Origin of the sequence: Sutcliffiella horikoshii, from assembly GCF_044809035.1 — a bacterium.
Lineage (GTDB): Bacteria > Bacillota > Bacilli > Bacillales > Bacillaceae_I > Sutcliffiella_A > Sutcliffiella_A horikoshii_G.
The window spans coordinates 50,874-65,166 of sequence record NZ_CP085237.1 but is presented as its reverse complement, the minus strand read 5'-3'; the positions used below and the strand labels follow the sequence as shown (position 1 = coordinate 65,166).

Here is a 14,293-nt window from a genome sequence, read left to right as displayed (position 1 = left end):
CTGGAAAAGTTTTTTTCTGATAGTAAATTCCCCCAGTATTTATATAGACGTTTCTTCACAAACTCAAACCTATGAGGAAGCATTCACGCTTTCTTTTTTTACTTTTTCTAGTCCTTTTATCATAGAAATGGCGACCTGTATCCATTCTTCTGATGCTGTGCGCTTCGTCTGTATGACTATCTTCAGGTGCTTTCCTTCCATACCGAGGCTCACCATCCTGCCAAACTCATTTCCTAATAGGAATAGCTTCTGTCCATCAATGACGCTACTCGCTTCCTCAGATAAAAGGATGACAAGCTGTTGTTTTGATTGCTTGACGGAATCAACCTTCTCCTTTAGCCCATAGATCCTCATCTCAGAGACTTGGAATAAGTAATCAACCTCTTTTGGATAGCTTCCGAAACGGTCCTTCATTTCATCTTGAAGCTCAACAAGGTCTTCTTGTGTTTCTAGTCCGCGGAAACGCTTATACATATCAATCTTTTGCTTGCTATCCGGAATGTAGGATTCTGGAATGTACGCATCAAGTTCCACATCAATGGAGATTTCATGTGCCTTTTTGGCGTCTTTTGGGGCTTGACGCTGCTCAATTGCCTCTTTTAGCATCTGAGAGTACATATCAAAACCGACAGAATCAATGAACCCGTGTTGCTGGGCGCCAAGCAGGTTTCCAGCTCCTCGAATGGAAAGGTCACGCATCGCAATTTTAAAACCTGATCCAAGTTCTGTGAATTCCTTGATGGATTGCAGTCGCTTCTCCGCCACTTCCGTTAGCACTTTATCTTTCCGGTACGTGAAATAGGCATATGCCACACGATTAGATCTTCCCACGCGACCTCTAAGCTGATAAAGCTGGGACAATCCCATTCGATCTGCATCAAAGACGATTAAAGTATTTACATTTGGTATGTCTACACCTGTTTCGATGATGGTCGTACTGACAAGCACTTCCGCTTCTCCTTCAAGAAACTGAATCATCACCGACTCTAGTTCATTTTCGGTCATTTTCCCATGCGCATAGGTGACACGCGCTTCCGGAACAAGCATAGAAATCTCATCCGCTTTCCGCTCGATATCTTCCACCCTGTTATATAAGAAATACACTTGACCACCGCGGGCCAACTCTCTTTCAATGGCTTCTTTCACCAAATTCCCGTTATATTCCATCACATAAGTTTGTACTGGGAAACGATTTTCCGGCGGTGTCTCGATGACAGACAAATCACGCACCCCAAGCATGGACATATGAAGGGTCCGCGGTATCGGAGTTGCTGTTAAGGTAAGAACATCAATATTAGCTTTAAGCTGTTTGATTTTTTCCTTATGAGTCACCCCAAAGCGTTGTTCTTCGTCAATAATTAACAGGCCAAGGTCTTTGTATTTAATATCTTTGGACAATAAGCGGTGTGTCCCAACGACAAGATCCACCGTACCATTACCAAGCCCTTTCATCGTTTCTGTCTGTTGTTTTCTAGAACGGAAACGGCTTAACAGGCCAATATTGATAGGGTAGTCCTGGAATCTTTCCCTGATGGTTTCATAATGCTGCTGTGCCAGGATAGTGGTTGGCACCAAAATGGCTACCTGCTTACCATCACTGATTGCTTTAAATGCAGCCCTAATGGCAACTTCCGTCTTTCCATAACCCACATCACCGCAAAGCAATCGGTCCATCGGGCGGGTTTTTTCCATATCCAATTTGATCTCATGAATAGATCGCAACTGATCTTCTGTCTCTTGATACGGGAAGGTTGCTTCAAACTCCCTTTGCATTTCTCCGTCCGGTGAAAAGGCATGCCCAACACTTGCTTCTCTTTCGGCATAAAGCTTGATAAGGTCATCGGCGATGTCTTGGACAGACGACTCCACTTTCGTTTTGACTTTTTTCCAGTCGGTGCCGCCGAGTTTATAAACTTTCGGTTCTTTTCCTTCTGAACCTACATATTTTTGGACCTGATCTATTTGTTCGACCGGAACATATAGTTTGTCAGAGCCTTGGTACTTAATATGGATATAATCTTTATGAAGTCCATTTATATCAAGGGTTTCAATTCCAAGATATTTACCAATTCCGTGGTTGATGTGGACCACATAGTCGCCGACATTCAACTCGGTATAATTTTTAATTCTCTCTGCATTGGAGAGTTTTTGTCTATTCTTAGGCTTTTTCGCTTTCTTTTTGAAAAGCTCTTCCTCTGTAATGACCGCAATCTTCTGCATCGGCAACTCAAAGCCAGAATGTAAGTCTCCTTCTACAAGCTGGACTTCTCCATGGGCAAAAGCAGATCCTTTGCTAAGCTTCCTTATGTCCATCTCATAATCAGCAAAAACTGTTTCAAGCTTCTCCATCCGTTCTTGGTTGGAAGCGAGGACAACAATGGCGTAGTTCGCTTTTCTCCAACGCTCAATTTCCGATTTTAACAGGTGCATCTGGCCATGGAAATGCTGCATGCTCTTAGAAGACATATTAATTAAGTTTTCTGGGTGGGTATGTGGCACCGCTCTTAAAAAGAGGGACAGATACAGAAACGGCTGTTTTTTGCTATGTACAATCTGGGCAAAAGAATGAGAAAATTTAACGTCATGCACCGCTTTTCCTTCTGCCAACAACTCTACAAGCCACTCTGCTTCCTCTTTATCAAGACTCTCCGCCGTTTCATGGATTCTGCTTATTTCATCCATGATGACCAAACCGCCCTCAGGGATGTAATCTAGTAAACTAGCTGGAGAACTGTAAAAGAATGAAAGATACTTATACAACTCAGAGAACACTTGTCCGTTGCGTATTTGTTCTAGTTCATAGGAAATATTTTCAGTTAACAGCTGTTTTACTTTATCATTTTTCACCTTTTTGATTGTTTTAGCTAGTTCCTTTTCCAACACTTCGCGGCCATTTGCAAGCTCCAGATCAGTAAGAAGCATCTCCGTTGCCGGGCCGATCGTGACTTTATCCATATGTTTTTGAGAACGTTGATCCTCTACCGTAAAATAGCGGATGGACTCTACTTCATCATCAAAAAGTTCAATCCGAACGGCATACTCCTCGGTGATAGGATATATATCGATAATTCCCCCCCTGATACTGAAATCTCCAGGCGTTGCAACCATCCCTACCCGTTGATAGCCAAACCTGACTAGCCTTTCTGCCAAGTTATCCAGTTCGAGCGTCTTTTCTACTTCAATAGTCAATAACGTTTGCTGCCACTTTTCTTTCGATGGAAGGATTCTCTTCAAACCTGCAATAGGTGCAATGATGATACCATTTTTCTTAGTAGCCCAGTGATTTAGCGCTTCTACCCGCTGCGCCTTTAGCTCGGGGCTAGCAATTCCGATTTCCGCTGCCAACACATCGTTTACAGGATAAAGATATAGTTCATCCTCCGGCAGGAAACTCGCCAAGTCGTCATACACTTTTTGGGCATGAAATAAATTATGGGTGATAAGCAGGATTGGCGCCTTTCTTTCTTCGTACAACGCCGCAATTAACATGGACCTCGCAGAATTTGAGATCCCTGAGATCAACTGTTCTTGCAATCCTTCTTGCAGGCCAACCAAAACCGATTGGAAATCATCATTTTCGCTGAAATATGGAATAAACCCCTTCATAACAAACACCCTCCCCTCTCTAATATTGTTGGTGCATTTTCTTCTTGTTTATCTCGAAGCTTCTCAGACGCAAAAAGGCTTTGGTGTCTCACCAAAGCTAATTTATCTGCTCTATTGTATGAACCGTTCTTGTTCATGCCAGTCAGGATTCCGATCAAGGGCCTCCTGGCAATCCTCACAAATTGTTTTAACATGTACATCACCATTTTGTTGATATGCTATCATTTCATGTCGTTCTGTATCCGACAGTTGATGAAATCCCAGTTCTTCTGAAAATACCGATTTGGCTTCAATGGTGCCGACCTTATAGCCGCAATGTCTGCATTGATAATGGATAGCCATCCTTATCCCTCCGATTTTCTGCAAGGCCTTAAGAAATGGCCTCTTTTACCAATAGTATAAACAGTGGGAAACATTGTTATACAAGGTGGGATTGGGATTGAGCAGACTGCGGTAAGGGCTACCTTACCATTCTATTACTGATTAAAAGTGTTCATTACTTGAAGAAATTCTTTTGACAAGCTTTCTTCACATGCTTCTGCTGCTTTCTTTACGCTGTCATCAATTGCCGGACGCTCTTCAGCATGGAACTTTCCAAGTACATAATCGGAGATGGAAGGTCCATTTATCGGGCGATCAATGCCCATACGGATACGGTTAAAGTTTTGGGTCCCCAGGTGCTGTATCAAAGACTTGATACCGTTATGCCCCCCAGCACTGCCTTTTTGGCGAAGACGCAGTTTTCCTGCAGGCAAGTCTAAGTCATCATAGATTACCACCAAATCCTCTACATCTAGCTTATAAAAGTCCAATAGCGGGCGAACACATTCCCCCGATAAATTCATATATGTTAGAGGCTTCACCAATAGTACTTTTTCACCGTTGACTGTGCCTTGTCCAAATATCCCTTTAAATTTGGACTGCGTCAGCGGGATGTTCCATTTATCAGCTAACTCATCTATTACCATAAAGCCTATGTTATGTCTTGTTTCTTCATATTGACGGCCTGGATTTCCCAGTCCCACAAATACTTTCATTATTTTTCCTCCTGAAACCTCTTGCTCTTTACCAAATAAGGATTGCAAAAATTTCTTCATGGATACCTCCCACAAAACCTATTCGCTATCTTTCATTTTACTTGAACACGTGGCGAAAAGGAAATGGGAAGGGGTTGAAGATGGGAAAACAAGAGAAAAGACGTAACCTTAAAGGTTACGCCTCCTCCTTTGTGCTTTCCTTGTTCTCTCTGCCTTCTACAAGTTCAGGCTCACCAGGTTCCTGCTCTTCACCAGGATCGATTTCCTCTTCTTGTCGCGGAGGTAAGATGGAAGCAACCACTTCATCATCTTCATGATTGAAGCTATATTTACCTTCTGTATTCAAGTCACCGATTGTGATAGTCTCATTCACGTCCAGTTCCGTTACATCGACATTAATCGATTCCGGTACGTTGTTAGGAAGTGTTTTGACAGATACTTCATGGAGAACCTGTTGCAGGACTCCACCATCCTTCACACCTTTTGCGTCACCAGTAACATGAACGGTGACATCTACATCAATCTCGGATTTAAAATCAACTACACGGAAATCTAGGTGAACGAATTCCAGACTTTTCAGTGGGTTAATTTGATAATCGTAAAGCATTACTTTGCGCTTATCTGAACCAATTTCAAGTGAAATGATGCCGTTTCGTCCTGTTTCACGAATCGTTTTAATAAATTCTTTACTATTGACAGTAATAGATTTATTTTCTGTATCATTCCCGTAAACAACCGCTGGAATTAATCCTTCCTCACGGATTTGGGTTTTTGAAGATCCTTTGAATTCTGTACGTTCATTTGCATGTAATACTGACATTCTTATCACCTTCCTGGGAAAATAAAATACTTGTCTCTCATACAATTTCCCCTATTTACAGAAGGTTAAACATGTATCTTACGATTAATCAAATAAAGTACTAACGGATTTTTCTTCATGCACACGGATAATCGCTTCAGCAATAAGCTCTGCAACAGATAGTTGAGTAATCTTTTCGATTTTCTTGTCTTCTGCTAAAGAAATAGTGTTGGTAACTACTAATTCTTTAATTTTAGAGTTTTGGATACGTTCAATTGCTGGGCCTGATAACACTGGATGTGTACAGCATGCATATACTTCTTTTGCTCCATTTTCGATAAGGGCATTTGCCGCCAATGTAATCGTACCTGCAGTATCAATCATGTCATCAATCAAGATTGCCGTTCTTCCTTCAATATGACCAACAATGTTCATAACCTCTGCAACATTCGGACGAGGTCTGCGCTTGTCGATGATGGCAATCGGAGCTTTCAAGCGGTCTGCAAGCTTCCTAGCTCTTGTTACACCACCGTGGTCCGGTGATACGATAACAAGATCCTCTAGGCCTTTGTTTTCAAAGTACTCTGCCAAGATAGGAACACCCATTAAATGATCAATTAGAATATCAAAGAATCCTTGAATTTGAGGTGCATGCAGATCAAGCGTAATAACGCGGTCTGCTCCAGCAGTTTCTAAAAGGTTTGCCACTAGTTTCGCCGTGATTGGTTCACGCGCGCGCGCTTTACGATCTTGTCTTCCGTACCCGTAGTAAGGCATCACAATGTTAATTGTTTTTGCAGAAGCACGTTTTAGTGCATCGATCATGATAAGTGTCTCCATGATATGTTCGTTTACTGGTGCGCTTGTAGATTGGATAACATACACGTCACATCCACGGATGCTTTCCTCGATGTTGATTTGTACTTCTCCATCACTGAAACGGGCAACAGAACATTTTCCGATTGGAACACCTACGTGTTGTGCAATTTCTTCGGCTAAGGCTGTATTGGAATTTAATGTGAAAATCTTTAGATTAGAATCTGCATACTTTGGCATGATTTCTTGAACCCTCCGCTAGGTTGATTTATTTATTGTGAAGCTTGTTTACGTAGTTTTCTTTGTTTACTTGGCGAGCGCGTGCGATGGACAGTGCTTCTCCAGGTACATCTTCTGTGATGGTGGATCCAGCTGCAACATAAGCGTTTTTGCCGATTGTCACAGGTGCCACCAAGTTGGAGTTACACCCTACAAACACACCATCTTCAATTTTGGTTAAGTATTTCTTTTTCCCATCATAGTTGACAGTGATGGATCCGCAACCGAGGTTTACATCCGCTCCTACTTCCGCATCTCCAATATAGCTAAGATGAGAAGCCTTGCTTCCGTTTCCAAATGTCGCTTTTTTCACTTCAACAAAGTTACCGAGTTTTACTTCATTTCCAATCTTGGAATCTGGTCTTACATGAGCAAATGGTCCAATATTTACGTCGTTACCAATTTCACTGTCATGTGCCACAGATTGACGTATGGTTGTACGGTCCCCGATTTCACAGTCTTTAATTTCAGAGCTTGGACCGATGGTGCAATCTTCCCCGATTTTAGAAGCGCCTAAGATGACGGTGCCCGGGTTGATGACAGTATCTCTGCCAATCTCTGCATCTGCAGAAATATACGTATTATCTGGATCAATGATACTAACCCCATTGATCATATGTTTTTTATTAATTCTTTTCTTCATGGTTTTTTCGGCTTGAGAAAGAGCTACTCTGTCATTGACTCCAAGTGTTTCATCAAAGTCCAATGTCTGGTAGGCTGAAACGATATCGCCTTGTTCTTTTATAATTTCTATGACATCCGGAAGGTAATACTCCCCTTGAACATTGTCATTAGAAACGTTGTTTAGCGCTGTAAAAAGTGATTCGTTGTCAAAACAGTAAGTACCCGTATTGATTTCTGTCACTTTACGCTCTTCGTCGTTAGCGTCCTTGTGCTCGACAATTTTCCCAACATGTCCTTCGCTGTTACGGATAATACGTCCATACCCAGTAGGATCTTCTGCATAAGCAGTCAAGATGGTAGCCTTTGCTCCCGTATTTTCGTGCAGATCAAGCAATTCTTGCATTGTTTCCGGTGTGATAAGTGGAGTATCTCCACAAATGACCAGTGTTACGCCTTTTTTATCTTGCAACATTGGTGCGGATTGCATGACTGCATGTGCCGTTCCGAGCTGTTCTGCCTGAAGGGCATACTCGCTTTTTGTTCCAAGATGGCTCTTTACTGTTTCCGCTCCATGCCCGACTACAGTAACAATCTTCTCGAAGTTGAGGGCAGAAACATGATCGACCACATGTTGTACCATTGGTTTGCCACAAACAGGGTGTAACACTTTATATAATTTAGATTTCATTCGTGTACCTTGCCCAGCTGCTAATATTACGGCATATCGATTTATCATAACGGCCTCCATTTTCACCTAATTATCCATTACGAATATATCCTAAAACGGGGCCCATTTCAAGGAAGTACACGAAAGTACATTTTTTTGTCAAAAAAACGCAAAAGAAAAAACAGGCCGCATAACAGCCTGTTTCACCTTCTATTGATTAAGAAGCGCCTGCTTCTTCGTATTCTACTTCTAATTCGCCTAAGCGGTGGTACTCTGCTAAAACCGCTTCTTGGATTTTCCCTCGCGTCCCGGAATTGATCGGGTGCGCGATATCACGGAATTCTCCATCCGGCGTACGTTTACTTGGCATCGCAACGAACAAGCCGTTGTTTCCATCGATTACACGGATGTCATGAACAACGAATTCATGATCTAATGTAATTGATGCAATAGCTCTCATGCGACCATCGGTATTTACGCGGCGTAATCTTACGTCAGTTACTTCCATTCTGTTCACCACCTTTTGTCCCAATAAAAAACTTAGTATTATAAATTCTCTAAATTTTCTAGAATTCCTTCTTATTTTCAAATTTTTTTTGAAAATTTTGGGCAAATTGGTGTAAAAAGAACAGATTCTATTTTACTAGAGCGATAACCTCTATTTCTACAAGAACATCTTTCGGTAAACGAGCTACCTCTACACAAGATCTTGCAGGTTTGTGGGAAGAGAAATACTCTCCATACACTTCGTTTATTTCTCCAAATTGATTCATATCTTTAATGAAAACAGTAGCTTTCACTACGGTCTCAAAGGAAGCACCCGCTTCTTCTAATACTGCTTGCAGATTTTTAAACACTTGATGAGTTTGAGCTTTCACGTCCCCTTCAAGTAGTTCACCGTTAGGCAGTAACGGGATTTGTCCGGAACTGTAAAAAAGATTGTTGACGATGATCCCCTGGGAGTATGGACCTATCGCTTTTGGAGCGGCATCTGTATGAACAACTTTCATGAACTTACACATCCTTTAGTTTATTGTAATATTTTCTTTCACATGCTGAAGATAGTTGCCTTGTTGCACTTCTATATGTCGGTCTCTTTCACTTACCTTTTCCAGCTTAGCCAAGGAAACATAGTCATCGACAAGGCGTTCTTCAATGTTTTCAGACTCGACTAGAATCCCGATGCCAGCAACGTTCGCCTGAAACTCAGCTAATAGATTGACCATTCCGCTGACTGTCCCGCCTGCCTTCATAAAGTCATCAATAATCAAGACGTTAGAACCCGTTTCCAAACTTCTTTTTGCCAGGACCATCGTTTGAATTCGTTTGGATGAACCTGAAACATAATTAATGCTCACTGTAGAGCCTTCTGTGACTCTGCTGTCACGTCTTACAATGACAACTGGCACATTCAAAAAGCTTGCCACTGCATGTGCAAGCGGAATTCCTTTAGTCGCCATCGTCATGACAACATCCACTTTTTTGTGACTGAATGCTGTTGCGAACATTTTCCCAACTTTGTTTAACACTTTCGGGTTGCCAAGGATATCGGTCATATACAGGTACCCGCCAGGCAGTAACCTTTCCGGCTTTGCAATCATCTCACACAGTTCCTCTAGATAGGCGGATGCCTCTTCATGACTTACATAAGGGATGTATCTGACACCGCCGGCAGCACCAGGTACCGTCATAAGCGTACCAATTCCTTGCTGTTCGAAAGTTTGTTTGATGATTCCAAGATCTTCACTGATGGAAGACTTTGCAGACCCGTAGCGGTCAGCAAAGAAGGAAAGCGGAACTAACCCTTGTGGATGCTGCAGCAAATAATGTGTCATGTCCACAAGACGACCACTTCGACGTAATTTCATGCTTTTTCCTCCTAAAATCCGAATATTCTAATGTAAATATAACATTAATATACGGATTTAATCAAGGCTCCAGGTTGTTCCGCTCGCCAATAATTCTGACGGCAAACACCTGATCGCAGAACCCTCTCAGTCCATTGCAGATGCGATGCATTCTTGAATCATACTGAACAATTCCAAATACAGTTGGCCCACTGCCGCTCATCAATACGGCATCTGCTCCGAATTTTTTCATCTGTTCTTTGATGTGCGCCACTTCCGGATAAAGCTTTAAGGTAACACTTTCCAGCACGTTGCCTACAAGCCCGATCATCTTGTCATAATCATTTTCATGGATGGCAGCAAGCATTCCTTCAACATCCGGGTGCTCCACCTTGCTAAGATCAAGGTTGTTATACACCTCGGCTGTTGATACGCCAATGGTAGGCTTCGCCAGAACAATCCAACTATGAGGTGGTGCAGGGATATGCTGGACAATTTCCCCTCTTCCCGTCGCCAGCGCAGTCCCGCCGTACACACAGAAAGAGACATCAGAACCTATCTTCGCTCCAATCTCAGCCAGCTCATCCAGAGTCAGTCCTAGTTTCCAAAGCCTGTTCAAACCGCGTAACGTAGCAGCAGCATCACTGCTTCCGCCAGCCAATCCTGCTGCAACAGGTATAACCTTTGTGATTCCAATGGATACCCCTTGCTTAACGTTAAACCGCTCTTTCAACAGGGCTGCTGCTTGGTAGGCCAAATTTCGATTGTCGTCCGGAACATATCGATTATGAGATAGAATGGTGATTTGACCATCTTTTCGCTCTGACAGTTCAATACGGTCAGCTAAATCGATGGTGGTCATAATCATTTTCACTTCATGAAATCCGTCTGGACGCTTATGTAGCACATCTAGCGACAAGTTTATTTTCGCTGGTGCTTTTTCTAACAGTCTCACTTTCTTCACCTTCTTCATTCGTCTCCAATTATCTATGTATTGTACCATATTCCTTGTCAGAAATATCTCCATGAATGGGAAATATTATGTTTCCAAAAGTGATCTGTCCTTTTCTATGTTGCCAAAAAACCGAAGTGGCTTTCACTTCGGCTCTTCATTTACTTAATTTTGTTGTTTTGTACAAGTTGTCGCTCTGCTAATTCTATGGCACGTTTTACCATGTTTCCGGCATCCTTGGCTTTGATTCCGCCCCAGCCTTCGCTTTGGACGACATCATAGAAACCAAGCTCTTTTGCCAGTTCTTCTTTAAGCTGATGAGACATTAAACTCCGTCTTCTGCTCATGATAAAAGCCCTCCTCTTTGATCGTTAAACGCGACAGTATTAGTATTGGAGGGCTTTTGTCTTTTTATAAGCGGTTATATATGTATTTTTAAGGGTTTTCTTTAAACCCGCTGTTGATTTCCGCGCCAGGCTAAGGTGTTTTTGGGCAAAATAAAAAGCAGCAAACAAATTTGTCTACTGCCCACTTATAGCCATATTTCCTTCTTCGAAAAATGTAAGTTGTACCGTCTCTGTGAGGACATCTGCATAGCTGTAGGATACACGTTCAAAAGCATTTTCGTCTTGATCTAGTTCTATTACAAATACTGATGGATAAGTTTCTGCTAATATCCCTATGCGCTCAATTGTCTTTCTACGACCACCGTTAGCACGAAGAGTTAACTTTTTACCTAAATTAGAATCTAACGTCCTTTTGATTTCTACTAACGTTTTTCCCATTTTACTCCACCTCACTATACTATAGTTAGTGTAACATAATTTTAATAAAAAATCAAATAAAACTTAAAATTATAACAACCCGAAAAGCAACCTGTCAATATATTTTTGTCTACAATTATCTTCATATGTCTACATTTACTATGCGCATTAAACGGAATAATTATGTATAAATTTTATAATTAGCTATTTATCCTTATCAGTAAAGGATTCGACATAAAAAAAACTTGCGAAAATACGACAAAAAACCCTTAACATAATACATCGTTAAGAGTCTTCATCTTCGTCATCTTTATAAGGCCTAAAAGGCATTCCCGTCCGTAACACCCCTCTTGTTTCAATACCGCCCAAACCCTTATCCCCTGTTAAAGTATTCTTCAATAAATCCCAGACGTTTACGCGTTCCATAAAAGGAGTGAAACAAATTCTTCCGACAATATAAACAGGATCGAGCGCATGGATATTCACACGAGAAGGAGAGCTTGCGAAGTTTGCGCCTGCCTGAATTAAGGATTCGAAGTGGGACTGGCACGCTCCTGCGAAAATGACTAACTGATCGAGGTTCGGCTGGATGCGGCGGACTTCTTTCACTGTTTGCACAAAGTGCCACGAGTGGCGATATGCTTTGAGTTCTGACACCTTCCCCTTGCTCTTGGAGTAAGCGTCATGACCGGTTATGACCAGGATATCCGGTCGATATCTTTCCATCAATTCGGTTATTTTCAAGGGCATTTCTTTTTCATTGACATGCACACCATTCACAGGTACGCCAATTCTTTCATAAAGCTCCAGGCACTTTTTCAAATAAAGTGGATCACCATCCAAATGCAAGACCTTTCCCGGCACTTGGAAATAGTTTTGCTCTGTACTATACCCGCCTGTTGCCTCGTATTCGTTCTTTTCCCGAATGAGCTGGTAGTCCTGTTGAAGGAGCTGCAGAGATCTATTGACCTTGGATTCCGCCCTTTGCTTCCTGGTCATATGCTCCTTTCCATCCACCACTTTCAGGTCTTCGTAAGGGGCATCCGCCATAAGTCTAACTTCTTCCCCATATAATAAAACAACACGCTGTTTTAATTCATTCTCATGTATATCCATCACACGAAATAATAGATCGTAATTATAGGACTTTCGCGCAACAATGTCTCCAATTTTCAGCATCATCTTTTTCCCTCCAACTGGGAGAAGGCATTTACCCCAACGGTCTATCTAACCTAGAGTATGCAGGGGCCTTTTGGTGTGTGAGCACTTTCCTTAGTGTAAAACAGCTTGCGGCACATTTGGCCGAAGTCAATTCCTAAACGTAAAAAAACGACCATAATCAGGCCGTTTCTGTTTTAAAAAGCGGGAACAATTCATCACTTAAAACACCGAACTCTTCAATGGAGAGGGTTTCTCCGCGTCTTTGCGGATCTACAGATGAATTGGCAAGGGCCGCTTCTATTCCCTGTTTTTTCGCCTTGCCGTCCGGCAGGTTGCTTGTCAGGTTATTTAAAATCGTTTTTCTTCGCTGTCCAAAGCTTGCGCGTACTACTTCAAAGAAGAAGTCCTCATCTTTCACACGCACTGGCGGCTCTTCACGTACTAGCAGACGAATGACAGCGGAGTCCACATTAGGTTGTGGCACGAAAACCGTTTTCGGAACAATCATCACCGTTTCCGCTTGAGTAAAATATTGCACTGCAATGGAAAGGGACCCGTATTCCTTGGTACCAGGCTTTGCAGCCATGCGCTCTGCCACTTCTTTTTGCAACATGACAGTAATGCTTTTAAGGGGTAGTCCCTCCTGCAATAGCTTCATGATGATAGGGGTGGTGACGTAGTAAGGAAGGTTGGCAATCACTCGGACTTCCTCATATGCCTTTAATTCTTCTCCAATCAGTTCTGTTACATCTGCCTTCAGAATATCTTTATGGATAACGGTGATGTTGTCATAAGGCGATAGGGTGTCCTCTAAGATTGGCAGAAGCCTTTGATCGATTTCAAAAGCGAAAACCTTTCCCGCCCGTTTCGCGATTTGTTCGGTTAACGCTCCGATTCCTGGGCCAATTTCGATTGCCGCAGTTTTTTCTGACACTTCTCCATATTCCACAATATTCCTCAGGATGTTTGTGTCAATCAGGAAGTTCTGTCCCAAACTCTTTTTAAAAGAGAAGCCGTACTTATCTAATATTTCCTTTGTTCTTTTCGGTGTGGCAATATCTTTATGCATTTATTGCTCCTCCTGGTCTATTTTCTTTAATGCTTGCTTTAATCTTTCTAAGGAGATATGGAACATCTGCAAGCGCTTTTGAAGCTGTTTACCGTTCGTATAGCCAATGTTTAGTTCCATGCCTAAGCGCTCTCTCCTGCTTTTGGCTGCCGGACCTGCTACAAGACCGTAATAGACAAGTGCCTCAAAAGGAATTTCTTCTGTATCCTGTTCATATTCCTGATGCAACCCTTCTAATGCTTGTTGTATATCTTTAACGGTGGCATGTTCTACACCGATTCCTTTACCGTGTTTGCCGCGTGCCTTTTCTTTTGGCAAAAAGGCGTGCTTACAACCGGGAACAGCCTGTCTGATGGTATGTCGTATTTTTTCACCAGGATAGTCAGGATCTGTGAAGACAATGACGCCCCTGGTGTCCTGGGCATGCCTAATACGATTCAGTATCTCCTCATTGATGGCCGACCCGCCTGTTTCGATTGTATCAGCATCAACTGCCCGCTTAATGGCAACCGTATCATCTTTTCCTTCCACCACAATAATTTCTTTTATTTTCATTTTTTCCTCCAAAAGAGTGAAACTTTTCGTCTATGATAAACGTCTAATGTAATGAACTGCAAATTACAAACAATAGTATGTATTCTACTTTATTTTGTCTTCTATTACTAATATTTA

General features: G+C 42.1%; 15 protein-coding genes. All 15 read right to left on the bottom strand.

The window, feature by feature from the left end; translation table 11 throughout:
• Nucleotides 1–69 precede the first annotated feature (69 nt).
• Nucleotides 70–3,606, bottom strand: a complete 3,537-nt coding sequence (gene mfd, locus LG307_RS00330; RefSeq protein ID WP_404446814.1) for a transcription-repair coupling factor — start codon at nucleotides 3,604–3,606, stop codon at nucleotides 70–72.
• A gap of 111 nt (nucleotides 3,607–3,717) precedes the next feature.
• Complete coding sequence (locus LG307_RS00325) at nucleotides 3,718–3,948, bottom strand: anti-sigma-F factor Fin family protein (protein ID WP_404446812.1); 231 nt, start codon at nucleotides 3,946–3,948, stop codon at nucleotides 3,718–3,720.
• A 134-nt stretch (nucleotides 3,949–4,082) separates the two neighbouring features.
• Nucleotides 4,083–4,643: an aminoacyl-tRNA hydrolase gene (gene pth / locus LG307_RS00320; protein WP_404450340.1), complete on the bottom strand. Its 561-nt coding sequence runs from the start codon at nucleotides 4,641–4,643 to the stop codon at nucleotides 4,083–4,085.
• A 175-nt stretch (nucleotides 4,644–4,818) separates the two neighbouring features.
• Nucleotides 4,819–5,463, bottom strand: a complete 645-nt coding sequence (locus tag LG307_RS00315; RefSeq protein WP_404446809.1) for a 50S ribosomal protein L25/general stress protein Ctc — start codon at nucleotides 5,461–5,463, stop codon at nucleotides 4,819–4,821.
• 84 nt (nucleotides 5,464–5,547) lie between these two features.
• Nucleotides 5,548–6,498 (bottom strand): ribose-phosphate diphosphokinase, encoded by a 951-nt coding sequence (locus LG307_RS00310; protein ID WP_404446806.1) that lies wholly within the window; start codon nucleotides 6,496–6,498, stop codon nucleotides 5,548–5,550.
• A 28-nt stretch (nucleotides 6,499–6,526) separates the two neighbouring features.
• Entirely contained in the window at nucleotides 6,527–7,897 is a 1,371-nt protein-coding gene (glmU, locus tag LG307_RS00305; protein ID WP_404446804.1) for a bifunctional UDP-N-acetylglucosamine diphosphorylase/glucosamine-1-phosphate N-acetyltransferase GlmU, read from the bottom strand.
• A gap of 148 nt (nucleotides 7,898–8,045) precedes the next feature.
• Nucleotides 8,046–8,336 (bottom strand): septation regulator SpoVG, encoded by a 291-nt coding sequence (gene spoVG, locus LG307_RS00300; RefSeq protein ID WP_010191385.1) that lies wholly within the window; start codon nucleotides 8,334–8,336, stop codon nucleotides 8,046–8,048.
• Between the two features lie 127 nt (nucleotides 8,337–8,463).
• On the bottom strand, nucleotides 8,464–8,838 hold the full coding sequence (gene ridA, locus LG307_RS00295) for a 2-iminobutanoate/2-iminopropanoate deaminase (protein WP_404446801.1): 375 nt from the start codon (nucleotides 8,836–8,838) through the stop codon (nucleotides 8,464–8,466).
• Between the two features lie 15 nt (nucleotides 8,839–8,853).
• Nucleotides 8,854–9,696 (bottom strand): pur operon repressor, encoded by an 843-nt coding sequence (purR, locus tag LG307_RS00290; RefSeq protein ID WP_404446798.1) that lies wholly within the window; start codon nucleotides 9,694–9,696, stop codon nucleotides 8,854–8,856.
• A 61-nt stretch (nucleotides 9,697–9,757) separates the two neighbouring features.
• Nucleotides 9,758–10,630: a 4-(cytidine 5'-diphospho)-2-C-methyl-D-erythritol kinase gene (gene ispE, locus LG307_RS00285; RefSeq protein WP_404450339.1), complete on the bottom strand. Its 873-nt coding sequence runs from the start codon at nucleotides 10,628–10,630 to the stop codon at nucleotides 9,758–9,760.
• A gap of 158 nt (nucleotides 10,631–10,788) precedes the next feature.
• Nucleotides 10,789–10,974 (bottom strand): small, acid-soluble spore protein, alpha/beta type, encoded by a 186-nt coding sequence (locus tag LG307_RS00280; protein WP_404446795.1) that lies wholly within the window; start codon nucleotides 10,972–10,974, stop codon nucleotides 10,789–10,791.
• 174 nt (nucleotides 10,975–11,148) lie between these two features.
• Nucleotides 11,149–11,412 carry a biofilm formation stimulator Veg gene (gene veg, locus LG307_RS00275; protein WP_404446793.1) on the bottom strand — a complete coding sequence of 88 codons (264 nt, stop codon included), beginning with the start codon at nucleotides 11,410–11,412 and terminating at the stop codon, nucleotides 11,149–11,151.
• Between the two features lie 264 nt (nucleotides 11,413–11,676).
• Nucleotides 11,677–12,573, bottom strand: a complete 897-nt coding sequence (yabG, locus tag LG307_RS00270) for a sporulation peptidase YabG (protein WP_404446790.1) — start codon at nucleotides 12,571–12,573, stop codon at nucleotides 11,677–11,679.
• A gap of 157 nt (nucleotides 12,574–12,730) precedes the next feature.
• Nucleotides 12,731–13,621, bottom strand: a complete 891-nt coding sequence (gene rsmA / locus LG307_RS00265; RefSeq protein ID WP_404446787.1) for a 16S rRNA (adenine(1518)-N(6)/adenine(1519)-N(6))-dimethyltransferase RsmA — start codon at nucleotides 13,619–13,621, stop codon at nucleotides 12,731–12,733.
• Nucleotides 13,622–14,176: a ribonuclease M5 gene (gene rnmV, locus LG307_RS00260; RefSeq protein ID WP_404446784.1), complete on the bottom strand. Its 555-nt coding sequence runs from the start codon at nucleotides 14,174–14,176 to the stop codon at nucleotides 13,622–13,624. It lies immediately after the preceding gene.
• Nucleotides 14,177–14,293 lie beyond the last annotated feature (117 nt).